This window comes from Actinomycetota bacterium (genome assembly GCA_035640355.1).
Lineage (GTDB): Bacteria > Actinomycetota > UBA4738 > UBA4738 > HRBIN12 > CALGFI01.
The window spans coordinates 19,473-44,254 of the sequence record DASQWI010000009.1; the positions used below are offsets into that span (position 1 = coordinate 19,473).

Annotated in this window: 25 protein-coding genes; 17 read left to right on the top strand and 8 right to left on the bottom strand. The window is 67.8% G+C overall.

Features of this window, described 5'->3' with window-relative positions:
- The 14 genes from VFA08_04570 (at window position 1) to VFA08_04635 (ending at window position 14,240) form a co-directional block, all read left to right on the top strand.
- Window positions 1-1,017: a thiamine pyrophosphate-dependent dehydrogenase E1 component subunit alpha gene (locus VFA08_04570; protein ID HYZ12863.1), complete on the top strand. Its 1,017-nt coding sequence runs from the start codon at window positions 1-3 to the stop codon at window positions 1,015-1,017.
- Window positions 1,005-1,979, top strand: coding sequence for an alpha-ketoacid dehydrogenase subunit beta (locus tag VFA08_04575; protein ID HYZ12864.1), 975 nt, complete (start codon window positions 1,005-1,007; stop codon window positions 1,977-1,979). The genes VFA08_04570 and VFA08_04575 overlap by 13 nt, the downstream gene beginning before the upstream one ends.
- Entirely contained in the window at window positions 1,976-2,932 is a 957-nt protein-coding gene (locus VFA08_04580) for a cupin domain-containing protein (GenBank protein HYZ12865.1), read from the top strand. The genes VFA08_04575 and VFA08_04580 overlap by 4 nt, the downstream gene beginning before the upstream one ends.
- Window positions 2,929-3,630, top strand: a complete 702-nt coding sequence (locus VFA08_04585; protein ID HYZ12866.1) for an SDR family oxidoreductase — start codon at window positions 2,929-2,931, stop codon at window positions 3,628-3,630. Before VFA08_04580 ends, VFA08_04585 begins: the two co-directional genes overlap by 4 nt.
- A gap of 4 nt (window positions 3,631-3,634) precedes the next feature.
- Window positions 3,635-4,501: an NAD(P)-dependent oxidoreductase gene (locus VFA08_04590; protein ID HYZ12867.1), complete on the top strand. Its 867-nt coding sequence runs from the start codon at window positions 3,635-3,637 to the stop codon at window positions 4,499-4,501.
- 31 nt (window positions 4,502-4,532) lie between these two features.
- Window positions 4,533-5,042 carry a DinB family protein gene (locus VFA08_04595; protein HYZ12868.1) on the top strand — a complete coding sequence of 170 codons (510 nt, stop codon included), beginning with the start codon at window positions 4,533-4,535 and terminating at the stop codon, window positions 5,040-5,042.
- Between the two features lie 145 nt (window positions 5,043-5,187).
- A complete protein-coding gene (locus VFA08_04600; GenBank protein ID HYZ12869.1) occupies window positions 5,188-6,333 on the top strand; it encodes an extracellular solute-binding protein in 1,146 nt (381 codons plus the stop codon).
- 20 nt (window positions 6,334-6,353) lie between these two features.
- Window positions 6,354-7,265 (top strand): ABC transporter permease, encoded by a 912-nt coding sequence (locus tag VFA08_04605; GenBank protein HYZ12870.1) that lies wholly within the window; start codon window positions 6,354-6,356, stop codon window positions 7,263-7,265.
- Window positions 7,262-8,098: an ABC transporter permease gene (locus VFA08_04610; protein HYZ12871.1), complete on the top strand. Its 837-nt coding sequence runs from the start codon at window positions 7,262-7,264 to the stop codon at window positions 8,096-8,098. Before VFA08_04605 ends, VFA08_04610 begins: the two co-directional genes overlap by 4 nt.
- Entirely contained in the window at window positions 8,095-9,252 is a 1,158-nt protein-coding gene (locus tag VFA08_04615) for an ABC transporter ATP-binding protein (protein ID HYZ12872.1), read from the top strand. The genes VFA08_04610 and VFA08_04615 overlap by 4 nt, the downstream gene beginning before the upstream one ends.
- Before the next feature lie 48 nt (window positions 9,253-9,300).
- Complete coding sequence (locus VFA08_04620) at window positions 9,301-10,080, top strand: serine hydrolase domain-containing protein (protein ID HYZ12873.1); 780 nt, start codon at window positions 9,301-9,303, stop codon at window positions 10,078-10,080.
- Window positions 10,081-10,280: 200 nt separating this feature from the next.
- Window positions 10,281-11,501, top strand: coding sequence for an EAL domain-containing protein (locus tag VFA08_04625; GenBank protein ID HYZ12874.1), 1,221 nt, complete (start codon window positions 10,281-10,283; stop codon window positions 11,499-11,501).
- A gap of 79 nt (window positions 11,502-11,580) precedes the next feature.
- Window positions 11,581-12,279 (top strand): hypothetical protein, encoded by a 699-nt coding sequence (locus VFA08_04630; GenBank protein ID HYZ12875.1) that lies wholly within the window; start codon window positions 11,581-11,583, stop codon window positions 12,277-12,279.
- Window positions 12,276-14,240, top strand: coding sequence for a GAF domain-containing sensor histidine kinase (locus tag VFA08_04635; protein ID HYZ12876.1), 1,965 nt, complete (start codon window positions 12,276-12,278; stop codon window positions 14,238-14,240). Before VFA08_04630 ends, VFA08_04635 begins: the two co-directional genes overlap by 4 nt.
- A 51-nt stretch (window positions 14,241-14,291) precedes the next feature.
- Here the strand turns inward: VFA08_04635 and VFA08_04640 are convergent, their stop codons facing one another.
- Entirely contained in the window at window positions 14,292-15,392 is a 1,101-nt protein-coding gene (locus VFA08_04640) for a winged helix DNA-binding domain-containing protein (GenBank protein ID HYZ12877.1), read from the bottom strand.
- Window positions 15,393-15,403: 11 nt separating this feature from the next.
- Window positions 15,404-16,318, bottom strand: coding sequence for an RNA polymerase sigma-70 factor (locus VFA08_04645; protein HYZ12878.1), 915 nt, complete (start codon window positions 16,316-16,318; stop codon window positions 15,404-15,406).
- Window positions 16,319-16,418: 100 nt separating this feature from the next.
- Between VFA08_04645 and VFA08_04650 the strand changes: the two genes are divergently transcribed.
- Window positions 16,419-16,733, top strand: a complete 315-nt coding sequence (locus VFA08_04650; protein ID HYZ12879.1) for a hypothetical protein — start codon at window positions 16,419-16,421, stop codon at window positions 16,731-16,733.
- Here VFA08_04650 and VFA08_04655 read toward each other — a convergent pair.
- On the bottom strand, window positions 16,670-17,128 hold the full coding sequence (locus VFA08_04655; protein ID HYZ12880.1) for a hypothetical protein: 459 nt from the start codon (window positions 17,126-17,128) through the stop codon (window positions 16,670-16,672). The genes VFA08_04650 and VFA08_04655 overlap by 64 nt on opposite strands.
- A 77-nt stretch (window positions 17,129-17,205) precedes the next feature.
- On the opposite strand from VFA08_04655, the gene VFA08_04660 reads away from it, so the two are divergent.
- Window positions 17,206-18,255 (top strand): metallophosphoesterase, encoded by a 1,050-nt coding sequence (locus tag VFA08_04660; GenBank protein ID HYZ12881.1) that lies wholly within the window; start codon window positions 17,206-17,208, stop codon window positions 18,253-18,255.
- A gap of 27 nt (window positions 18,256-18,282) precedes the next feature.
- Here VFA08_04660 and VFA08_04665 read toward each other — a convergent pair whose 3' ends face one another.
- The 5 genes from VFA08_04665 to VFA08_04685 form a co-directional block, all read right to left on the bottom strand.
- Entirely contained in the window at window positions 18,283-19,221 is a 939-nt protein-coding gene (locus VFA08_04665; protein ID HYZ12882.1) for a Gfo/Idh/MocA family oxidoreductase, read from the bottom strand.
- A 12-nt stretch (window positions 19,222-19,233) separates the two neighbouring features.
- Window positions 19,234-20,061, bottom strand: coding sequence for a carbohydrate ABC transporter permease (locus VFA08_04670; protein HYZ12883.1), 828 nt, complete (start codon window positions 20,059-20,061; stop codon window positions 19,234-19,236).
- Window positions 20,062-20,132: 71 nt separating this feature from the next.
- Window positions 20,133-21,023, bottom strand: coding sequence for a sugar ABC transporter permease (locus VFA08_04675; protein ID HYZ12884.1), 891 nt, complete (start codon window positions 21,021-21,023; stop codon window positions 20,133-20,135).
- A gap of 141 nt (window positions 21,024-21,164) precedes the next feature.
- On the bottom strand, window positions 21,165-22,508 hold the full coding sequence (locus VFA08_04680; protein ID HYZ12885.1) for an extracellular solute-binding protein: 1,344 nt from the start codon (window positions 22,506-22,508) through the stop codon (window positions 21,165-21,167).
- A 58-nt stretch (window positions 22,509-22,566) separates the two neighbouring features.
- Window positions 22,567-23,694 (bottom strand): ROK family transcriptional regulator, encoded by a 1,128-nt coding sequence (locus VFA08_04685; GenBank protein ID HYZ12886.1) that lies wholly within the window; start codon window positions 23,692-23,694, stop codon window positions 22,567-22,569.
- A 194-nt stretch (window positions 23,695-23,888) separates the two neighbouring features.
- Between VFA08_04685 and VFA08_04690 the strand changes: the two genes are divergently transcribed.
- A complete protein-coding gene (locus tag VFA08_04690) occupies window positions 23,889-24,770 on the top strand; it encodes a sugar kinase (protein ID HYZ12887.1) in 882 nt (293 codons plus the stop codon).
- Window positions 24,771-24,782 lie beyond the last annotated feature (12 nt).

The window sequence follows — 24,782 nt, forward strand, 5'->3', positions numbered from 1 at the left end:
ATGAGCAAGGCCCTTCGCTCTCGCAGCGACAAGCCGCGGACCGACGAAGCCGTTCGGCTCGATATCTACCGGATGATGGTCGAGGCTCGTCTGTTCGAGCGGCGCGTGCACGACCTGTTCCTGCAAGGGCTGGTCAAAGGCACATCGCACCTGGCGCTCGGTCAGGAGGCGATCGCCGCCGGCTACGCGGCGGTCCTGCAGCCGAACGACCTCGTGTACTGCACGTATCGCGGTCACGTCCACACGCTGCTCCGCGGTGCACCGATGTCCGCCCTCATGGCCGAGCTGCTCGGCAGGGCGAACGGTATCTGCGGCGGTAAGGGCGGCTCGATGCACCTCACCGATGTGTCGAAGGGCGCGATGGGGTCCTACGCGATCGTCGGCGCGCACATGCCGATCGCCGCCGGCGCGGCGTGGGCGGCGAAGGAACGGGAGACTGGACAGGTCGTCGTGTGCTTCTTCGGTGACGGGACGACCAACATCGGCGCGTTCCACGAGGCGCTCAACTTCGCCGTGGTGTGGAAACTCCCGGTTGTGTTCGTCTGCGAGAACAACCTGTACATGGAGTACACGCCGATCCGTTCGGTGACGGCCGTCGAGAACCCGGCCGCCGACCGCGCGAGCGCGTACGCCCTCGAGCCGATCCTCGTCGACGGCAACGACCCCGACCAGATGCACGCGGTCGCCCGGCGAACGGTGGACCTCGCTCGGAGCGGGGACGGTCCGTCGTTGGTGGAGGCGCGGACGTACCGCCACGGTGGCCATTCGCGCGCGGACCCCGCCAAGTACCGGCCGGAAGAGGAGGTCGCCGAGTGGGTGGCCCGCGATCCGATCCCCTCGCTCCGCGAGCGATTGATTACCGACGGCGTCGACGCGAGCACGCTCGACGGGATCGATCGCGCGGCCGAGCGCGTCGTCGACGACGCCACCGCGGAGGCGCAGGCGGGGCCGCCGCCCGACCGCTCGACGCTCCTCACCGAGCTGTGGGCGGACGGAGGTTCCGAGTGGCGGAACTGACCTACCGAGAGGCGGTCTCACGCGCGATCGCGCAGGAGATGGAGCGCGACGAAACCGTCTACTTCATTGGCGAGGACGTCGCGGCAGCGGGCGGAGTCTTCAAGACGACGGAGGGACTGCTCGAGCGGTTCGGTCCGCGTCGCGTTCGGGACACACCGATCTCCGAACAGGCGATCGTCGGCGCCGTGATGGGCGGAGCCATGAACGGCCTCCGACCGATCGCAGAGATCATGTTCAGTGACTTCTTCGCCGTGTGCTGGGACATGATCGCCAATCAGATCGCGAAGACGCGGTACATGACGAATGGACAGGTCGCCCTTCCGCTGGTGATCCGGACGGCGAACGGCGGCGGCGTCCGCTTCGGCGCTCAGCACTCGCAGAGCGCCGAGGCATGGGCGATGGCGATCCCGGGACTCAAGGTCGTCGTCCCGTCGAACCCAACCGACATGATCGGGCTGTTCGCCGCGGCCGTTCGCGATCCCGATCCGGTGATCGTCGTCGAGCCGAAAGCGCTGTACGCGATGAAGGCCGACGTTCCCGACGGCGAGATCGTCGACCGGCTCGGCGCGGCCACCGTGCGTCGCGAGGGATCCGACGTGACGATCTGCGCGCTGGGCTCGATGGTCCATCGAGCGATGGAGGCTGCCGAACGACTCGCTGCGGACGGCATCGGCGCCGAGGTCATCGACGTACGTTCGCTCGTCCCGCTCGACACCCAGTCGATCCTCGCGTCGACGTCCAAGACCGGGCGGTTCGTGACCGTCGAGGAGAGCCCGCGGCTCTGCGGGTGGGGCGCAGAGGTCGCATCGATCGTCGCGGAAGAGGTCTTCTACGACCTCGACGGTCCTGTCGTCCGTATCACGACACCGCACATCCCGCTGCCCTCCACCGACGCGCTCGAGGACCTGGCGATCCCGTCAACCGACGTGATCGTGGAACGGGTCGAGGCGTCGATGGGATGACGACCCCATCGAGGCCGGTCCGCCAGGGGGAAGCGCTCGTGAGCCCGAGCCACGTTGTCCGGAGCCGCGCGGACGCCACGTACGACGTCCCTCCGCTGTACGAGCCGCACGTTCAAGGATTCCGGAGGTGGACGGTCGTCGACGAGACCGCCGGATCGGTTCACACTGGGTTCGCCCTCGGCGAGATGGACCCGGGCGGCCGTATCGACCCACACGTTCACTCATTCGAAGAGAGCCTCTACGTCCTGGAGGGCGAGGTCGTGTGGCGGACTCCCGGCGCGGCCGTGCTCATGCGACCGGGCGATTACGGCGTGATCCCCGTCGGCATCACGCACGCATTGCGGAACGAAGGGACGACGACGGCGCGCTGGGCCGCGATGACGGCCCCGGTCCCCCGGCGCGCGCATCACGGCGACACCTACTTCGTCCCGGAGCTCGCCGACGCCGACCCCGTGCCCGTCGATCCGCGCGATCCGCGAACGCGTTCGTTCGGTCACATCGACCCCGCGAACATGGACGTGGGGAACCAACGTCAGGAGATGCTGGCCCTCTCCGCGAGCATGCGGACGGCTCTGCTCGTGTACAGCGGCATCACCGTGAAGATGATGGTGGACACCGATCTCGGCGCGAACCTGTCGACGATGTTCATGGTGCAGTACGAGACGCGCGGTGTCGTCGGCCCGCACGACCACCCGCTCGAGGAGACCTACTTGATCCTGGACGGCCTGGTCGACGCGACGTTCGACGGCGCTCAGTACCGGCTCGAGCCCGGTGACGTCGCATGGGCGGGCGTGGGATGCGTGCATTCGTTCACGAACCCTGGACCCGGAACTGTGCGATGGCTCGAGACGCAGGCGCCGCAGCCACCGGCCAGGCACTCGTACCGATTCGCGCGCGACTGGGATTACCTGCAACAGGCGCTGACCGAACTGACGGAGGCGGTGCGGGAATGAGCGATGGCGTGGTGGTGGTCGTCGGTGCGACGGCCGGTCTGGGCAAGGAGGTGGCTCGCCACTATGCGGATGCCGACCGCGATGTGGTGATCACCGGACGCGACGAGGCGCGCGTGAAAGAGGTCGCCGATGAGCTCGGCGGGAAGACGACGGGGGTCGCACTCGACCTGTCGCGGCCGAACGAGATCGCGGACGCGCTCCGCGGTGTCGGCGAGGTCCACCGGCTCGTGCTCGCCGGCGTCCAGCGCGACCAGAACACGATGCGCGATTACGACGTGGACGCGGCCATCCGACTGGTGACCCTCAAGCTCGTCGGCTACACCGAGGTCGTGCACGTGCTGATGGATCGGCTCCGAGACGACTCGTCCATCCTCATCTTCGGCGGGCTGGCGAAGGAACACCCCTACCCCGGCTCGATGACGGTCACGACGATCAACCATGGCGTCGACGGCCTCGTGCGGTCGCTCACATTCGAGCTCGCGCCGATCCGAGTGAACGCGATCCATCCGGGAATCGTTGAAGACAGCCCGTTCTGGGGTGGGAAGACCGAAGCGCTCCACGGACATCGCGCACGAACGACGACCGGGCGTCTGGTTCAGATGCAGGACATCGTCGACGCGGCCGTCATGATGCTGGAGAACCCCTCGATCGTCGGCGCGGAGCTCAGGGTGGACGCCGGCTGGTCTCTTCCTCTGTAGGCACATGACCACCGTCGCCGTTCTGGGCACCGGACGGATGGGCGGCGCCATGGTCGGAACGCTGTCGCGCGCCGGCTTCGACGTCGTGGCGTGGAATCGATCGAGCGGAAAGGTCGCGCACGTGGCAGCGTCTGCCGGCGCGAACGTCGCCGATAGCCCGACCGAAGCGATCCGCGACGCGGATGTCGTCGTCAGCAGCCTCGCGGACGACGCCGCGGTCGAGTCCGTCTTTGGGCAGACGACCGATGCGTTGCATGAGTCGCAGGTCGTGTTGGAGATGAGCACGATCTCCCCCGTCACGACCCGCCGGGTCGGCGAGCGGGTGCTCGCTCGGGGCGCCGGCTACCTCGACGCGCCGGTCTCCGGCAGCGTGTCGCTCGTAGAGGCGGGGAACCTAACGATCATGGTCGGGGGCGACGGGGCAACGCTCGACCGAGGTCGTCCCGTGCTCGAGGCCCTCGCGGGCAAGATCCTGCACGTCGGCGCCCTCGGTGCGGGGGCGACGATGAAGCTCGCGGTCAACGGGCTCGTCCACGGCCTCAACGTCGCTCTCTCGGAGTCGCTGGTCCTCGCCGAACGCGCCGGCGTCGACCGATCGGAGGCGTACGAGGTGTTCGCCTCGGGGGCGGCGGCGGCGCCGTTCGTCCTGTACAAGCGCGCTGCCTACGAACGTCCGGACGACACGCCCGTCGCGTTTAGCCTCGAGCTGGTGGCGAAGGACCTCGATCTGATCCTCGGTCTGGCCGACGACGTGGGCCTGCCGCTGAAGCAGGCCATGATCAACCGCGAAGCCGTCGATGAGGCCATCAGCGCCGGTCTCGGCGAACGCGACCTCAGCGCGCTAGCCGTTCACCTTCGATCGCTCTCGTAATCGCGCGTCGTCTGTTTGTTACGGTGCGCCCGTGAACGGAGCGGTCCTACGCGACGCGTTCGGCCACCACGTGTGGGCGACGCTCCGATTGCTCGACGTCTGCCTCGAGCTCACTGCCGACCAGCTCGCGACGACGGTTCCGGGAACGTACGGGTCGATCCTCGACACAGCGCGCCACGTGGTCGGAGCAGATGCGTGGTACCTGTCCAGGATGACCGACGATACGGCCTTCCGGGTCGACGAGGAGCAGATGAATCTCGCGGAGATCCACGCCGTCATGGAGCGGAACAGCCAAGCGTGGACCCGCATCATCGAAGGCGACATCGACCCCGATGCGGTCGAGGTCACCCCGCAGGAGGATGGATCCGAGTTCCACACGCCGAAAGGGATCCGGATCGCACAGGCGCTTCACCACGGGACCGATCATCGCAGCCAGATCTGCACGGCGATCACGACGCTCGGGATGGAGCCGCCCGACATCGACGTGTGGGCCTACGGCGAGCTGTACGGTCGGACGGCGGAGATCCCGGCGCAGTCCTGAGACCGCTTTCCATCGTCTGAATCCCACCGGCGCTGGAACGGCTCGGTCGTTTCGGCATCGCGCACCCCGTCTTGCGCGCCGCGAGCGGACGGACCTAGCATCGCCGCAAGTTTCCGCTCCGAGCCGCGAACGCGAGGGGGTACCGATGCCGGCCGTACGCGATCCGCTCCTTAGCCTTCCCATGGAACGCCGCACGCTCCTGAAGGGGATCGGTGCAGCCGGCCTCTTGGGGTCGGGGGTGCTCGCTGCATGCCGCCGCAACATCGACGAGCGAGCCGCGCCGGTCGCGCCGGAGGAGCGGCCGCCCATCCAAGAGGAGCCGGGGACCCTCAAGGTCTACGAGTGGGCCGGATACGAGGCCAAGTGGCTGTGGCGTGACTATGCACGGGCCGGCTTCCCGGAACCTCGATTCGCGTTCTTCACCAACACGCAGGAGGCGATCGCGCGAACGGTCGGCGGGTACACGTGGGACCTCTCCCACCCCGAGTCGACCGAGTTCCCCCAGTACGTCGAGGAAGGGCTGATCCAGCCGTGGGACACGTCCCTCCTCCAGACCTGGGACAGCCTGAACCCCGAGCTCCAGCGGCTCGGCATGTGGGAGGACCAGCAGTACGAGGTGGTGCTCGACTGGGGCTACTCGGGCGTGATCATCCGAAACGATCACGTCGACCCGGATATCAACTCGTACAACTACCTACTGGACGACGCCTACGAGGGTCACATCTCGTGGTGGGACACCGTCGCCATGCTCACGATCGCCGGACTGGTCCTCGATGTCGAATCGGACCCGAACGCGATGACGTCCGAGGACCTCGAGGCATCAAAGAACCTGCTGATATCCAAGAAGAAGAACCTCCATTCGATCTGGACCGACTACACGCAGATGTGGGACAACGTCCGCACAGGTGCGGTGTGGACCGCGTACTCGTGGCCGGACACGTACGTCGTGCTGAAGGACGAGGTTCCCGTCAGCTACAGCAAGCCGAGCGAGGGCGTGCTCGGATGGGCGGAGGGCCTGATCCTGCACAGCGAGTCGGAGAACTATTTCCACGCGCACGAGTACGCCGATGCATGGGCCGCGCCCGACGTGGGACAGCGGCTCGTCAGCACGTGGGGCTATGGACACTCCAACCTCGACATCGACCTTGCCCAGATCGATCCGGAGGTCGTCGACGTGTTCGGCCTGGACGACCCGATCGGGTCGCTTCAGGCGACCGTCTTCGGGCAGTACGTCCCCCAGGACGTCAACCAGGCGTACCAGCGCGCGTGGGATGAGGTGAAGGCGGCCTGAGGTAGGCCGCTGGCGACCGCGTGGCGACGCAAGCGGCGGTCGACGCGGCGAGCCCGCCGATCCAACGCGGGACGCGATATCAGCGCGCGCTCGGCACGCTCGCGCTCGTGTCGCCGTCGGTCGGATACCTCGTCCTGTTCTTCCTGATCCCCGTTCTCACCGTGGCGGCGTACAGCATCGGGCTGCTGACGTTGACGTCGCGGGATGCGTATCTGTCCGTTCAGCCGTGGCGCGACTTCCTGTTCGGCTCGATCTATCTCGGCGTGTTCTGGAGGTCGATCGAGATGGCCCTGGTCGTCTCGGTGATCTCGGTCGTTCTCGCCTACCCGGTGGCATACGTGCTGGCGCTCGTGGCGGGCTCGCGCAAGTACACGCTCCTCCTGGTGATCATCGCGCCATTCCTGACGAGCTACCTGCTCCGGGTCCTCGCGTGGCGCGTGATCCTCCAGGAGCAGGGCGTGGTGAACTCGTTCCTGCGCACGGTCGGCGTCATCGGAAGCGGCGAATCGATCCCCTGGCTGTTCAACAGCCGGTTCGCCGTCTACCTGGTCCTCGCCTACGCGTGGGTTCCGTTCGTTGCGCTACCGATCTTCGTGGCGCTCGAGAGCCTCGACCACGCCCTGCTCGAAGCGTCGAGCGACCTCGGCGCGAGCCGGTGGCGGACGTTTCGAACGGTTACGTTCCCGCTGTCGATGCCCGGAGTCATCGCCGCGTTCGTGTTCGTGTTCATCCCGACGATCGGCGAGTTCGTCACGCCGTCGCTCGTCGGCGGCGTCAACAACTTCATGTTCGGCAACGCGATCCAGGGCGCGTTCCTGCTGGGGCGGGATTGGCAGTTCGGGTCCGCGATGGCCGTGTTCCTGGTCGCGGTAGTGGCGCTGCTGTTCGTACTGTTCGGGCGGTTCCTCAACCCGCAGACGGTGGCCGAGTGAACTCCGCCGTCTCGCCGAACGGACGACGCGGCCTATGGGTCTTCTTCGGGCTGCTCGTCGCGTTCCTGTACGCGCCGATCGTGATCCTCGTCGTGTTCTCGTTCAACGACCGGGTCTTCGTCTCGTTCCCATGGCAGGGGTTCACCCTCCGGTGGTACCGGGAGTTCCTGGACAACGACGTGATGGTCTCGGCGCTCCGGACGAGCGGGTACGTGGCGCTCATCACGTCGATCGCCACCGTGGCGCTCGCCATTCCCGCGTCGATCGTGTTGGTCCGCCGCCGCTTCTTCGCCAAGGGGCTCGTGTCGGGCGTGCTGTTCGCGCCGCTGGTGATCCCGTTGATCGTGTTCGGTCTCGCCTTGCTCATCCTGTTCAACACGCTCGGCGTGCCGCTGTCGCCGCTCACCATCGTCGCCGGGCACGTCGTCGTGGCGCTGCCGTTCGCCATCCTGACGCTCGTGCCACGGCTCGAGCGGATCCCCGCGTTCCTGGAGGAGGCCTCGCGCGACCTGGGCGCGACGGCGGTCACCGCGTTCCGGACGATCACGTTTCCGTTGCTGGCGCCGGCGATCCTGTCGTCGTTCCTGATCAGCTTCACGATCTCGTTCGATGAGATCGTCGTCGCGTCGTTCGTCGCGGGCGACCAGCCGACGTTTCCGATCTACCTGTACTCGCAGCTGCGGCTGCCGCGGCGGTTGCCACAGGTCATCGCCGTCGCCGTCGTCGTGCTGGTCGTCTCGGTCATTGTGATCGTGGGCTCGGAGGTCGGTCGCCGGATCGCGGACCGCCGGCTCGAGGAACAGGTTGCCGGAGCGGAAGGAGCCGGGGCATGAGCGAGGCGCGTGTCGCCATCGCGCTCGAGGACGTTCGGAAGTCGTTCGGCGACGTGGAGGCCGTGCGCGGGGTATCGCTCGACATCCGCGAAGGCGAGTTCCTCACCTTCCTCGGGCCATCGGGGTGCGGAAAGACGACGACGCTCCGGATGATCGCGGGATTCGAGGAGCCCGACTCGGGACGACTCTTTCTACGGGGGCGCGACGTCGTCGGCGTGCCGCCGAACCGGCGCGAGGTCAACATGGTCTTCCAGCAGTACGCGTTGTTCCCGCACATGACGGTGGAGGACAACGTGGGGTACGGGCTCAAGCTGAAGAAGGTGCCGAAGGCCGACCGGCGCGAACGCGTTCGCACGATCCTCGAGGCCGTTCGACTGGACGGGTATCAGAAGCGGCGGCCGCGCCAGCTATCCGGTGGGCAGCAACAGCGCGTGGCGCTCGCCAGGGCGCTCGTGAACGAGCCCGCGGCGCTCCTGCTCGACGAGCCGCTCGGCGCGCTCGACGTGAAGCTCCGCAAGCAGATGCAGCTCGAGCTGAAACTGATCCAGAACGAGCTCGGAACGACGTTCGTGTACGTGACGCACGACCAGGAAGAGGCCCTTCTTATGTCGGACCGCATCGCGGTGATGAACCAGGGTCTGGTGGAGCAGATCGGGTCGCCGAGGGAGATCTACGAGCGGCCGGCGACGCCGTTCGTCGCCGACTTCGTCGGTGTGCTGAACGCGATGGAGATCAGAGTCGACGAGGTGCGGGACGGAGCCGCCGTCATGCGGCGTGGCGACGGCGAGCGGATCGTGGTTCCCACCCCGCTTGGGGCATCGGTCGGCGAACGACTCACCGCGGCGGTCCGGCCGGAGCGGGTCCGCATCGAGTCGCGGGGCGCCGGGGACGACGGGCTCGGCTCGCGCCTTCACGGCAACGTCGTGCTCGTGGTGTATCTCGGGACGCTGACGCAGTACCACGTCGATACCTCACTCGGGACCCGACTGATCGCACACCGCCTGTCGAACGATCTCGCCGCCGACGTACGGGAGGGTGAGCACGTGGTGCTCGCTTGGGAACCGAACGACGCATCAATCCTCGCCCCTTCGTCGGACCGTTCGGTCGAGTTCGAGACGGTGCAGCCTCGTCCATCCGCCGCGGCCGGGAACTGAGCCCTGGACGACCTCGGGCCGCTCGTCTCGGACTGGCCGGTAGAGACGGTGTCGGCGGGAGCGACGGACGCACGTACCACGGTCGGCCTTGCGGGCGATCCCGATCGAGTCGCGCGCATCGCGTCCGTCGGAAAGATCTTCGTGGGGATGGCGGCGATGGTCGCGGTCGAGGAAGGCACCATCGCGCTGGACGAGCCGGCAGGGCCAGAAGGCTCGACCGTTCGGCACCTGCTCGCACATGCGTCGGGGCTTGCGTTCGACGGTGACCAGGTGCTTTCTCCGCCGGGGCGGCGCCGGATCTACTCGAACACCGGCATCGAGGTGTTCGCCGACCACCTCGCGAGGCGTACGGGGATGGCGTTCGAGGAGTACCTCCGCGCAGGAGTGCTCCAACCGCTCGCGATGCAGCAGACGGAGCTGCGCGGCTCACCGGCACACGAGGTCTGGAGCAGTGTCGGAGACCTGATGTCCTTCGCGCGCGAGCTTCTTTCGCCCACGCTCGTCGCGCAGAAAACCCTCGGCGAAGCGACGCGCCCGCAATTCGCGGAGCTCGCGGGTGTCCTCCCTGAGGTCGGGCGGTTCGACCCGAACCCGTGGGGGCTCACCTTCGAGATCCGCGACGACAAACGACCGCACTGGACGGGGGCGCAGAACTCGCCGGGGACGTTCGGGCACTTCGGTGGTTCGGGCGCCTTCCTGTGGGTCGATCCCGCCGCCGGAATCGGCGCCGCCGCGATGGCCGACCGGGAGTTCGGGCCCTGGGCGCTCGACGCGTGGCCCCCCTTCTCCGACGCGGTGCTCGAACGGTCCGCGGTGCGGCGCGGGTAAGTTCGCACGATCCGGCTCACCTCGGGACGAGTGGCCCGCCGGACGCCCCACTTCCAGGCACGAGAGGGTCGGTTGCTGTTCGGGAAATCCCCCAGGTGAACCCGAAGAAAGTACTGATGGACTACTGCACCAGTCCTGCCGATACCTCTTCATAGAACCGGTTCATAGGAACCGGGCGCCACCGAGGTGGAAGGACCGGGATGGATCGGATCAGCATCCTCATCGCCGACGACGAGGAGACGGTCGTCGAGACCCTCGCGGCCGTCGTGGCCGCCGAGCCGGACCTGGAGGTCGTCGCCTCGGCCCACGACGCAGGCACGGCGATCGAGCTCGCGTCGCGGGAGCAGCCGGACGTCGCGATCGTCGACGTGCGGATGCCCGGCGGCGGCGGCGTCCGGGCCGCCCGCGAGATCGTCCGGCGATCTCCGCCCACGCACGTGCTCGCCCTTTCGGCACACGAGGACGCCTCCACGGTGCTGGCGATGCTCCGCGCCGGCGCGATCGGCTACGTCGTGAAAGGGGAGTCGACGCAGGAGATCGTCAAGGCGATCCATCAGTGCGTGGACGAGCGAACGACCATCTCGGGACTCGTCACCAACGAGCTGGCTCACACGTTGGCGGAGCAGCTCCACCACGTTCGAGGCGGATCACGCAACGACCAGCGGCTCGCGCGCGTCAGGAGCGTCCTCGAGGCGAACGCGATCCACATGGTCTTCCAACCCATCGTGAACCTCGCCACCGGGTACGTGGCCGGATTGGAGGCGCTCGCACGGTTCGACATGAAGCCCAACCGCCCACCGAACGTGTGGTTCGCAGACGCGGCGGCGGTTGGCCTTCTCGAGGAGCTTGAGCTGATGGCCGTCCGCGCAGCGATGTCGCGCCTCGATGACGTCCCCGAGCGGTGCTTCGTTTCAATGAACCTGTCACCGAGCTCCGCGTGCTCCGAGCCGTTTCGCGATGAGCTCAAAGACGTCCCGCTCGACCGGCTGGTGCTCGAGGTGACAGAGCACGCCCCCGTCGACGACTACACCGAGTTGAACTCGGCGCTGCGAGACCTTCGCCGCCGCGGGCTTCGCCTCGCCATCGACGACGCCGGCGCGGGATTCGCGAGCCTGCGGCATATCGTCTTGCTCTCGCCGCACCTGGTGAAGCTCGACATCACCCTTATCAGGAACGTCGACTCGGACGAGGTTCGTCGAGCCGTCGTCACGGCCATCACGGCGTTCGCCTCGCAGATCGGGGCACGGGTCGTCGCCGAGGGCGTCGAGACGGCGGCCGAGCTCGCGACGCTCCGCGACATCGGCGTCCAGTTCGCGCAAGGCTTCTTCATCGGCATCCCCGGCGACATCCCCGCAGACATCGACGATGCGTGGTCGCTCGCTGTGCGGGGCGCGCGAACAACGAGCGCGGCAGTTGGGTGAGCAAGGGAGACCATCGATGACACGCGCCGCGGAATCCGGAGCACGTCGGATAGCGCTCATGGTCGCGATGCTGTCGACCATGACTGCCTTCCTCATCGCGCTCACGCCAGGCCAAGCCGGGGCGGCGGACTGCGGTTTGCTCGGCACGTCGTGCGTCGTGGACACGGTGGCACAAACGGCAGGCGGCGCGGTGTCGACCGTCCAGGAGACGGTCGATCAGACGGTGGACGACGTTGTCACCGTCGTCGAGGAGACGGTCGATGAGACGGTGGACCAGGTCGTCGCCGTCGTCGAGGAGACAGTCGACAAGGTCAAGAAGACGCCCGATGAGGTCGTCGACACGGTCGACGACACCGTGGGCAACGTCGCCGACACAGTGGACGCCCTCGACCCGGTCGCGCCTGCACCGCCGGATGGTCACTCCGAGCAAGGAGCGAACCATCCGTCCGGGAGCGGCTCGCGTCCCGACACCGAACCCGCGGTCGTGCGTCCGGACCGACCGAATCGCTCGGCGCCGACCCTGGAAGAGGTCGCCCTCGTCTCCGAAACGTTGCGGGCAAGCGATACGGTCATCGTCACTCCCACCGCTTCGGCCTCGCCGTTCGACCCGCTCGGGCCGTTCGCGAGATCGCTCCCCGAGTTGGCACGTACGCTCGCATTCCCGCTCGTTCTCGTGGGGCTGGTCCTCGGGTTCGTCGCCGTCCAGAACCGCCTCGACAGGAAGGACCCGAAGCTCGCGCTGGCCACGACGACACCGGACGTCCTGACGTTCGAATGAGGGTGGCGGCCAGCGGCGGGCCGAAGGTCGCCGAACGGAGCGAATTCGCATCGCTCGCCGAACGGGTCAACTGGCTGAACGTTCTGCGCGCAGCAACGGCAGTCGCGGTCGTCGGCGTCGCGGCCGCCGCTCCCGAGATCCGCACGGACTCGCTGTCGACGATCGCGGCGGTGACGGGCGGGTACCTCGTGGTGTCGCTGGCGCCGTCTGCTCTCATCGGATCGCGCCGCCGGCTCGCGCTCGTCGTGATCGGTGCAACGCTCCTGGTCGACGGCGCCTACCTCGCGTGGGTCACGTACTCGACCGGTGGCATCCTCAGCCCGCTGCGATTCCTCGCGCTCGCGCACATCGCAGCAGTCACGCTCGCGGGGTCGTATCGCACCGGCTTCAAGGTCGCGGCGTGGCACTCGCTGCTGCTGTTCGTGACGTCGTACGCGCAAAGCACGGGCAGAATCGAGATTCGCGAGACCGCCGTGGCCGCGCTTCCGGGAGAAGAGCACTTCTGGTCGCTGGCGATGCTCGTGGTGGGAGCGAACCTCGCCGTCGCCGTCGCCACCGCTGCATTCTCCTCGATCAACGAGCGTGAGCTCCGCGCGCAGAAGATCGACCTGGACGAGCTGTCGTCGATGGTTCGTCGGATCGACGCGAGCGGCGACGCGACCGTCATCTCCCGAGTCCTGCTCGAGGACCTCTCGCGGGTCTTCGGCTTCACCGGAGGCGCCGTGTTCGGATCCTCGAGTGGGGAGCTCACGCTCCTCGCGTCGCGCGAGGCGAACGAGGCGACGGTCCCGGCACCGTCGGAGGACGAGGTCGTCACGAGGGCGCTCGATGGGGGGAACGTGGTCCTCGTGGGCGCGTTCGACCCCGCCAACGACCCGGTGCTCACGTCGCTCTTCCCGGACGCGCGGAACGTTGCCGTCGTCCCCATGTACCTCTCGGGCGAGTGGCCACTCGGCATCGTGGTCCTCGAGCACGCCGGGGGGAACCGCATCAAGCGATGGGTCGTCCGGCTCGTCGAACAGTACATCTCGCACGCCGCGCTCGCGCTTCGGAACACGTGGCTGTTCAACGAGCTGCAAGCCGAGCTCACGGTGAACGAGACGCTGCGGCGCAAGCTCGTCGCGTACAACGAGACCCTCGAGGCCGAGGTGCAGGAACGCACGAGGGAGCTGAACGAGAGCCTTTCAGATCTCCGGGTCGCCCACGACGAGAAACGAAGGCTCCTCGCGCGGCTGGTGAACGCACAGGAGGAGGAGCGACTCCGGGTCGCGCACGACATCCACGACGCACCGTTGCAGAACATGGCCGCCACCTCGATGCGGCTGCAGCTGTTGCGGAACCGGACGCAGGACGCCGAGTACGCGGCGGCGCTCGACAAGCTCACCGACAACGTTCGCGCGACCATGAAGAGCCTGCGCGGGATGATCTTCGAGCTCAGGCCGACGATTCTCGACGAGGAGGGCGTCGGCGGGGCGATCGTGGAATACCTCGAGTCGGCCGGCGACGGACCGGAGTTCGACGTTGACAACCGGCTCGAACGCGAGCCGCCGCAGGAGCTTCGCGTGATCCTGTACCGGATCACGCAGGAGGCTCTGGCGAACGTCCGCAAACACGCGCAGGCGAGCAAGGTGAGCGTCGTGCTCGAGGAGCAGGACGGCGGCTACCTCGTCAGCGTCGTGGACGACGGCGTTGGGTTCGCCCCGCCGGAGGTCCTGCGCTCCGCGCCGGGGCACCTCGGCCTGTCGGCGATGAGAGAGCGCGCGGAGATGGTCGGAGGGCGCTGCACCGTTCGAAGCGCCCCCGGAAGCGGGACGCGCGTCGAGTTCTGGCTCCCGGCGGCGGAGGTGCCGGCTCCGTCTGAACGACTCGATGAGATCGATTCGTTCGACGTCCTCGAGCCGTCGCAGGCCGAGGCGCTCGAACCATCGAGCATCGACGATCGCCAGCCCGAGAACGTCTGAGCCGACGGCCCACGAGTTCGGCGCAACCTCGGGCGCCGACGCGGGCTTCAGCTAATCGAACGAAACGTCCACCGAGCGTTGGAGGAACGCCTTCAGCCTGTTCGCTTCGGCGAGGACGGCTCTCCGCGTGGCCGCCGTCGGCCGGTTGAACGAACGGACGTCGAGAACGACGCGCGAAGGGGTTCGATCGATCCTCCACGTTGCGATCGCCGTGCCGTCGCGGAGCACGGTGGGGCGGACGAAGCCGCCGCCGGCGTTCACGTCGCGTCGATGCTCGGGCGGGACGGCGAACCCGCGGTCCCGCCATCCCAAGAGGTACTCGTCCAGATCCGGTACCAGCCGCACGTCGCCTGCGGGCGCCTCGACGAGGCGCCGTCGCGGGCTCGTCATCACGCCGAACGGCGTTCGGACATGCGTCGCATGGGGGGCGATCGCTGCCCACGCCTTGCGCGCGTCGCGCAAGCGGAGGCCCGACCACGCCGAGAAGTCGTCGGCGGTGGCAGGCGCGTGCGAGCGCACGTAGCGAAGCGCGAGCTCCCGAAGGGCGTCGTCGTGATCGGTGATACGCCTCGGTGCGCCGATCCAGTCGCGCGCGAGGACGAACGTGCGCTCACCACCGCGATCGGGCCCGAAGGACACGCCTCGTTGCGCCGCGGCCAGCCACACAAGATGCGCGATCGCCTGGCCGTCCGTTCGGATGCGACGTCGACGGAGCCGGGCGGCGATCTCGGCTCTCGTCAGCGGGCCGTCGCGCGACAACATGCGCTCGATCAGGTCGCACGCGCGCTCGACGTCGCCGGGGAGGACACCCTCTTCGCGCAAGCGGCGCAGCGAGCGCCCCACGTGCGGTTCGGTCACGAGCGGAACGAACGTGTGGAAGTCCTCGGCCGTGACGAGATGCAGCGTTCCGCGCATGGCCCACGTGAGGACGATCGAGCGCTCCTCCACGCGAGCGGCCGTGACCGCGTCCTCCGTCAGGCCGTTGGTGCGCGCCGCCAGCGCGAGCCCGGCCGAGCCGAGCTGCTGCGCCTGCACGCCGACCAGATGGGCCACGACGGTTTCGGCGTGCATCCGTCGCGGTCGATGCAGGAGCTGAGAGGCGACGCGGGTACGTCGAACGCGTGTCGACGTGAACGCTCGCTCGGCCGGCACGGCGGCCGAGTCTAGGCCTCGAGGGCGCCTCGCAGGTGACGCAGCTTGTCTGGATTCGCGACGGCGCGCATCGCCTGCACGCGGTCGTCGGCGATGTCGAGCGTGATGGCGACGACCGGCTGGCCGGCAGCATCGAACAGGATCGCGCCCGGCTGGCCGTTGATCGTCGCCAGTCGCATCGCGCTGACACCGACGACGCGCTGCCCTCGCCACCTCGCGGAGAGGATCAGGCGAGCAACACGTTCGGCGCCGTGAACCGGCTTGGGCAGCGCGGGAGCCTTCCCGCCGCCGTCGCCATAGGCGACCACATCCGCCGAGAGGAGCGCGAGGAGAGCCTCCTCGTCGCCGTTCCACGTCGCCTCGAAGAATCGCCGCGCGAGCTCCTCGCGTCGCTTCCTCGACGCCTCGAACCTCGGACGCTCCGACTGGACGTGGCGTCGGGCCCGAGCGGCGATCTGCCGGCAGTTGTCCTCGCTCCGCTCGACGACCTTCGCGATCTCGTCGTAGCCGTAGTCGAAGACCTCGCGAAGGAGGAACACGGCACGCTCGACGGGCGTGAGATTCTCGAGAAGGAGCAGGAAGGCCATGGAAAGGGAGTCGGCCGTCTCCGCATGCGCACCCACCTCTTCCTCTTCGGTCACGATCGGTTCGGGCAGCCACGTTCCGACGTAGCGCTCTCTCCTCACCCGGGCCGAACGCAGGTGGTCGATCGCCAGCCTCGTCGTGACCGCCGACAGGTACGCCTTCGGCGAGTCGACATGGGTCCCCGCCGAGACCTCGCGGTGGTACCGGAGGAAGGCCTCCTGGGCGATGTCTTCCGCGTCGCTGGCGCTGCTCACCATCCGATAGGCAATCGAGAACATGAGCGGCCGAAGCTCCTGATACAGATCGCCCACGGGCGCCTCCCGGCCAGACCTGATCGCCATCCTGTCACCCAAGACGAGATGGCACCTCGTCCTGTGACACCTCTCCGAGGTGTCACGCCGCCGCTCGGGCGTTCGTCTTGTAACAGAAGAGAGAGGAGGGATGATGCGAGGCCCGAACTCGAAGGCGGCACGAGTGCTCCTGCGACAGGACATGCCGCTGGGTGAGGTGCGCGCCGTCCTGGAGGCGGCCGACCCGGCGGTCGTCCACCGATATCTGGAGCTGCACCGCGAGCGCCTCGAGGAGCAGATCGCCGAGCGAGGGCGCGTGCTCGACGTTATCGAGCGGATGCTCACGGAAAGCCTCGTGGCGAACGACAACGCGAGGACCTCCGCCGGGTCTCGCGAGCCGGTTCAGCCTTCGCCCGGGTCGACCTCGGCGTCGGGTCGTTTGTACCGCCGCATGCGTTCCGGATAGCCCACGCGCGTCGCGTCGTTGACCTTCAGGCCTCGGGTGCGGGCGAGGTCCCGGAGGAATCGGTCGTCGGCGAGTGCGATGCGGGTCCACTCACCGTCGGCCGCATCCAGGACCACGGAGAGCGGATGCATGACCGTTCGCGGCTCGACGAACGCCTCGACACCTTGGCGCGAGTCGAGGAACGCCGTGATCCACTGGCGATCCTCGGGCTCTCCCGGGCCGAGCTTCATCTGACGGGCGATCTGCCGCGTCCGTGGCTCCCAGTCGTAGTTCCGCTGGCGCGGGGTGAACGTCGGTCCTCGGCGACGGAGCCGAGCGCGGATCGAGCCGACGACCGTCCACACGACGCCCGCCGCCAGCGCGACCATCAGTGCGAGCAGGACGAGTCGGATCATCCCCCGGGATCATACGGAGGCCCTTCCACCGCGGCGTTTGGCACTCCGGGCCCGGGGCGCCATCATCGGGTCATCTCGTGAAGACGCGCCTTGCGCTCGCCGTCGCGCTCGTGACTCTGTTCGTGACGACATCGGACGCGTCGCCGGTGGCGCGGCAGGACCTCCCACGCATCCAACGCCTCCTCCCGCGCGGGCTCCCGGGGCGGTTCGTGATCGGCGCCGCCGGCGACATCGCGTGCGAGTCCGATCCCAACGGCAGCGCCACGCCGGGCCTGTGTCAGTACGACGACACGTCAGATCTGATCCACCGCACGGGGCTCGCCGAGGTGCTCTTGCTGGGGGACATCCAGTACGAGCAGGGCGAGTACCGGGCGTTCCAGTCCTACTTCGACCCGACGTGGGGGCGCGCACTCTCGAACATCAGCCCGGCTCCGGGCAACCACGAGTACCCCAACGGCCCGTCCTCGGTCCCTCGCGGGTACTTCCGGTACTTCGGCAACGACGTCAGGGGGCCGAACCGCCTCGGCTACTACTCGTTCGATATCGGCGCGTGTCCGAACGACCCGTGCTGGCACCTCATCTCGCTCAACTCGGAGCTGTGTTTCGCGCCGGGCGGGTGCGGGCCCGCGGCCGATCCGAATGACCCGGGGCCGGGCAACCGGATGCACACGTGGCTCACGCGCGACCTGGCAAACCACCCGGACAGCGAGTACCCGTGCACGCTCGCCTACTGGCATCACCCGCTCTTCTCGTTCTCGACGGGGAGCGGCGCGTCCGCGGCGATTCGGCCGCTGTGGCAACTTCTGTATGACGCCGGCGCGGACGTCGTCCTCAGCGGACACTCGCACAACTACCAGCGGTGGAAGCCGCAGCATCCTTCGGGAACGCTCGATCACGACCGGGGCATCCGGCAGTTCGTCGTCGGAACGGGCGGACGCAGCCTGTACGCCCTACCGAGCGGCGACATGCCGCAGAACCTCACCGCCGCGCAGGCGTACTCGTTCGGCATCCTCGAGATCGCACTTCGGCCCGATGCCTACCGGTGGAAGTTCCTAACCGCCGTGGGGCAGCCGGCGTTCGAAGACTCCGCCGCCAGGACGGCGGCCTGCGTCCGCCTCACCGCCTGACCTGCCGCCACCGTCGGTGGGCGATCATCACCCTCTGGCCGAGCGGTAGGCATGCTCGACCACCTGCATCACGACGCGTCCGACCTCGCCCGACGGGCGCGGTTGACGGCCCTCGGCGATCGCGTCGAGGAACTCCGCCATCTGAGCCGAGTACATCGGCTGCGTGTCGTGTTTGTAGTCCTCGCTCGGCGGCTCCGGATCCCAGATGCGAGCGTACCCCTTCGTCCCGTACACCTCGGTGTCGGCCTCGAGCCCACCGACGTGGGGTTGCCACCATCCGGACTCGACGACCGAGTTCGTTCCGTTCGACCAGGTGATGAGCAGGATGCCGTCGTCGTCGACCTTGTACGTGCCGAAGCGGGTGCCGATCGCGGCGCACACGCGGTTCGGCGTCGGGTCACCGAGCAGGAACCGCGCCGTGTCGATCGCGTGCACCCCCATGTCGACGAGCGCACCGCCGCCGGCGAGCGCGGGGTCGACGAACCACCCCTCGGGTCCCCACGTAGCGTGGGCCCCGTACCCGCGCGTCTTCACGACCTCGCCGAGCTCACCCGACGCCACCCGCTCGCGCATCGCGCGCACCTCGTCCCGGAACCGCCAGCAGTGCGCGACCATAAGGAACGCGCCCGACGCGCGAGAGGCGCCGATCATCTCGTCGCATTCGCCCACGGACATCGCCATCGGCTTCTCCACGATCACGTGCTTGCCGGCACGAAGGAGTGCAACCGACTGAGGGGCATGGAGCGCGTTCGGCGTCGCGACGACGGCCGCGTCGACATCGGTTGCCTCGACGATCTCGTTCCAGTCCGCCGTCACATGCGGGATCGCGTAGCGCTCGGCGAGCGCCGTCGCCGACGGCTCACGCCAGTTGGCCACGGCGACGAGCTCCGCGCCCGGATGCTCGTGCACCGCGCGCGCGTGGAACTCCTGCACGTAGCCAGATCCCAGCAGGGCGACTCGAATCACCGAAAGGGGACGCTAGCCCTTCACGCCGGTGAGCGTGACGCCCTCGACGAAGACCCGCTGCGCCAGGAAGAACAGGATGATGACCGGAAGCATGAACAGGATCGACGCGGCCATCACGAGGTTCCACTCCGTTCCGTGTCGCTGGTTGAACTCCGACATCGCGATCGTCAGCGTCCAGAGCTTCTCGTTCGCTCCGACGAACAGGAGCGGGGCGAACAGATCGTTCCAGTTGTAGAGGAAGTTGAAGATCGCCACAGCGGCGATGGCCGGCTTGGCCAGCGGCACGATGACCCGGGTCATGATCTGGAACTCGCTCGCTCCGTCGACGCGCGCGGCGTCGGACAGCTCCTCGGGAATCGTGAGGAAGAACTGCCTGAGCAGGAAGATGGAGAACGCGTCGCCCAGGAAGCTCGGCAGGATCAGCGGCGTGAGATGTCCGACCTGCCCCAGACGGACCCAGATGATGTACAGCGGAACGATCGTCACCTGGACCGACAGCATCAGCGTGGACAGAATGAGAACGAAGGCGAACTGCCGGCCTCGCCAACGCATCCGCGAGAGCGCGTACGCCACGGGGATACACGATACGAGGATGCCGATCGTGGATCCCACGGCGATCTGCGTCGTGTTCCACGCGTAGCGAATCAGCGGCAGTCGGTCGAAGACCTCGGCGAAGTTCACCCAGCGGAACGGGTCCGGCCAGAACGACGGCGTGACGGCTTGGTGATCCGTCATCACCGCGGTGAGCGTGATGAACACGAACGGTGCCAGGAAGATCACGCAGAAGGCGATCAGCACGGAATGCCGGGCGATGGTCAGCAGGAACTGCCTGCGGCGCACGTCGTCCGGTACGGGCCGGCGCCGGATCTCGGCGACGGATCTCCGTCGAGGGCGAGCGGTGGCGACTGTGGCTATCGGAGCGCTCCTTGGTAGTGGACCCACCTGCGCGAAGTCTTGATGAGCACGAGCGTGCAGATCATCGTGATGGCGAACAGCACCCAGGCGAGCGCCGCGGCGTATCCCATTCGGAACGCCTGGAAGCCCTGCTGGAAGAGGTAGATCGAGAAGAACAGCATCGAGCCCTCGGGCGCTCCGAGGTTCTGCGCGCCCTCGGCGATCGACGTCCCCGCCACCGACAGTGCGACGACGTACGCCTGCGTGAACAGCTGGAAGCCGTAGATCACGCCGATCACCAGGGAGAAGAAGATGACGGGGGAGATCATGGGCAGCGTGACGTGCCGGAACTTCTGCCACCCGCTCGCGCCCTCGATATCGGCGGCCTCGTAGAGCTGGCTGGGGACGTCGAGGAGCCCGGCGAGGAAGATGATCATCGCGTCGCCGATCCCCCATAGGCCGAGGATGATCAGACCCCACTTGGACGTCCCGGGCCCGTGGAACCACAGCGGTGGATCGCCGATGCCGATCCCCCGGAGGATCTGGTTGATCGGTCCGAATCGCGGGTTGAACACGACGACGAAGGCGAGCGCCGCGGCCGCCGGCGGCGCGATCGACGGCAGGAAGTAGATCGTCCGATACACGCGCGAGCCCTTTCGTGGGAGCGTGAGAAGCCACGCCGTGAAGACGCCGAATACGATCCGCAACGGGACACCGACACCGATGATCCATAGCGTGTTGCGGATCGCCTCCCAGAAGAACGGGTCGCGCGTGAACAGCAACCGGTAGTTCTCGGTTCCGATCCACTCGGGAGACGTGAGCAGCGAGTACTTGGTGAACGAGAAGTACAGCGACGACACCATGGGATAGAGGATCAGGAACAAGAATCCCGCGATCCACGGCGACATGAACAGCAGGATGGTGAGGCCGCGTTTGACGTTGCGGGGGCGGGGCCGGCGTCGTACGACGCCGGCCCCGGCCCGAGCCGTCCGAATCTGGCCCTGAGCGACGCCCGTGATCGAGCTCCCCCTCTCCTGGGCTCTAGTTCTCTAGGCCTGCGCGAGCTGGTCGTCGATCTGTTGCGCGACCTGCGCCAAGCCGCCCTCGAGGTCGTCGGTCCGTCCCGTCTGCCACCGCGCGGCGAAGTCGGCCAGCGTGGTCTGGTCGGCCGAACCGATCGCGGAGTGTTCCTTGTAGTGCGACTCGGGGTGCTGGAAGATCTCGAGGAACGTCTCGAATTGCGGCGTGACGTCGAGATCCGGGGACTCCAGGGCGTCGAATGTCGTCGGGACGTTCCTCACGTTGTTCGCCATGTACACGAGCGTGTCGGTGTTCGTCGCCATGTACTGCAGGAGCAGCCAGGCTTCCTCTGGGTGCGCGGAGCCACGAGGAATCCCGATGATCGTGCCGCCGATCTGGCCGACGCCGTACGAGTCCGCGCGGTCATCCGGAACGGGGAAGGGCGCAGTGGCGTAGTTCATGTCGGGGACCTCGTCCGCGATGAACGCCGTCCGCCACTCGCCGTCCATGTTCATGGCGACGCGGCCGTCCTGGAAGTCGTTGGCCGAGGAGAACTCATCTCCCTGGCCGGCCACGAACTCTTCCAGGCGAGCGGCTCCGGTCTCGAAGTCGCCCTCGCCGTACACGTTGGCGATGAAATCGCGCTGCCACTCGAACATCTCCACCCACGCGGCGTCGTCGTCGATCGCGGACTGCGTTCCGTCCTCGCTGTACCACTGGGCGTCGAACAGCGTGCTCACCGTCACGACTGTTGTCTCGTAATAGCCGAGCGACATGACGATGCCGGCGCGTTCGATCGAGCCGTTCGGGGCGAACACTGTGAGCTCGCGGGCAACGTCTTCGAGCTCCGAGAACGTCGTCGGCGGTTCCTCGATCCCCGCCTCCTCGAACATGTCGACGTTGTAGTACAGGCCGTACGCATCGGTGAGGAACGGGAGCGCGCACTGGCTGCCCCCGAAGCTCGTGTATGACAACGCTGCGTCAGGGAACTGTCCGAGGTCGAATTGATCGCGCTCCATGAACGGCGTCAGGTCCTGCCACGCGCCCGACGAACAGAACTGACCGATGTTGTCGAGCGTGAACGACAGCACCACGTCAGGCGGCTCACCCGCGTTGATCGCGTTGATGATCCTCTGATCGCCGACGCCGCCCGTGCTGTTGACGGTGATGTTCGGATGCTCCTCCGTGAACCCGTCGAAGATCTGGTTGAACTGACGCAGCTCACGCCCCGTCCACGCACCCCACATCTCGAGCGTGACCGGTTCCTGCGGTCCGGTCGGCGCCGTCTCCGCCGGACCCTCGTCCTCGCCGCCGGCCGTGCAGGCCGCGGCCACCAGTGCGAACGTCGCCACCACGATCAACCCACGTTTCATGTCGCCTCCCTCTGTTGCCCCCACGTCACCGAATACTCTTCGCCCCGCCCGATCTTCGCTAGGCAGGCACCTCCCCGCGGTCGAACAGCCGATCCTGAGCTGCCTGCAACGCCATCCACACGGCACCGTTCAGCGTCGCGTCTTCGCGGAGCACGGACACCTCGATCCGTGGCCGGAACGGCGAGAGCTGCTCGATCTCGCGCTCGACTCGCTCGAGCAACAGATCACCGTTGGAGCCGATCCCGCCGCCGAGGATCACCAGCTCCGGATCGACGACCGAGGCCACCGCGGCGACGGCGAGCGAGATCCGTCTTGCAAGATCAGCTACGACGCGCATCGCGGTGCGGTCTCCGCGACGGGCCGCCGAGAACACGTTCTTCGCCGTGAGCGGAGGCGCCATCCCCAGCCGCCGAGCCGCGGATACGACGCCCGACGCCCCGGCGACCGCGTCGAGAGCGCCGCGCTTGCGGCTCTCGGGCTCGTAGGGCTGCGTCCCCACCAGCGGCAGGTAGCCGATCTCGCCAGCGGCGCCGCTGCTCCCCCGATACAGCTCGCCGTTCAGGACGAGACCGACGCCCACGCCGGTGCCGACGTGCACCACCACGAAGTGCTCGACATCCTTCCCCAACCCGCGCCATAGCTCCCCGAGCGCGGCGAGGTTCACATCGTTCTCGAACGCGATATTCGTCCCGAGCTCGCGCTGCACGGCTTCGACGAGACCCTGACGCCCCCACCCCGGCAGGCTGTGCGCCAGCGCGACCTGTCCGAGCTCGGGATGGAAGACGCCGGGACTGCCGATCGTCGCGAACGTCACGTGGCGCCACCGCAACCCGGCTTCATCGGCGAGCGCTCGAGCGATCTCGCCGAGCTGAGAGATGAGCGTCTGAGAGCTCCGCACCCGAGCCCGTTCGTCCCGCCGAGCGACGATCTCTCCTGTGAGATCCGCCAACGCAGCGCGGACCCACGCACGGCCCACGTCGATCCCGACGACCCAGCCGGCTCGCGCGTTCAGCTCGTACAAGACGGCGCTCGGTCCCTTCCCGCCGGACGACCGGCCGGCCTCGCGCGCGAGCCGCGAGGACGTCAGGGCCATGAGTGCTTGCGAGACCGTCGGCTTCGACAGACCGGTGGCGCGAGCGATCTGCGCTCTCGAGATCGGCCCCCGCTCCCGGATGGCCTCGAGCACGATGCGCTCGTTGATCGCGCGAAGCAGTCTCGGCGTGCCGACAGCAACGGATCCGCCAGGACTCGTCGGTCGCCCCCTCCGCTCGAGTGTCTTTGCTTAGAGTTCCTAAGGAAAGTTTCCTAACTATTCCGGCGGATGCTACGCTCGCTCGCTTCGGCGAGTCAAGCCACGTTCCTATCGCTGCGAGCGAAGCAATGCGCACCCCTGACGTGATCGCTCTCGGAGAGACGATGCTCTCCCTGGTCGCGACGGATGGGCCGCTCGCGGAGTCGCAGACACTACACGTGACGTTCGGCGGCGCTGAGGCGAACACGTGCGCCGGCCTCGTTCGCCTCGGCGTGAGCGCGGCGTGGGTCAGCCGTCTCGGGGCCGACGTCGCCGGACGGCGCGTCCATGAATCGATCGATGGCTGCGGCGTCGACGTCCGATGGGTCCGCTGGGATCCGGATCGTCCGACGGGGTTGATGCTTCGCGACACGCGCGGCACGGTCGTCTACTACCGCGGCGGATCCGCGGCGAGCGCCCTCGGCCCGAGCGACCTGGACGCCGTGCCGGTCGAGGAGGCTCGCGCCGCCCTGGTAACGGGGATCACCGCGTTGATCGGTCCCGATCCCCAGCGCGCGGCGATCGCGTTGCTCGACCGAGCGACCGGCCTGCGCGTGGTCGACCCCAACATCCGCTCCGGCCTGTGGGGATCCGATCGCGCCAAGGAGCTCATCGCGCCGCTCGTCGAGCGCGCGGACGTGCTCCTCGGCGGCGAGCGTGAGCTCGCCGAACTCGCCGGCGACCTGTCCGGTGAAGCGCTCGCTCACGCCTGTCTCGCGTTGGGTCCCCGCGAGGTCGCCGTGAAGCGCGGTGAACGCGGCGCAGGCGTCCTCGACGAGGAGGGCGAGTGGCACGAGGTCGTTCCCCAGCGCGTACACGACGTCGATCCCGTCGGCGCGGGCGACGCGTTCAACGCCGGGTACGTGGCGGCGCGGCTCAACGGGGTTCCGCCTCGCGACGCGCTCGTCCAAGGCGCGAGGTGCGGTGCTGATGCCGCCGGAATGGTCGGGGACGCGATCGCGGTCCGATGACCCTCGGAGCAG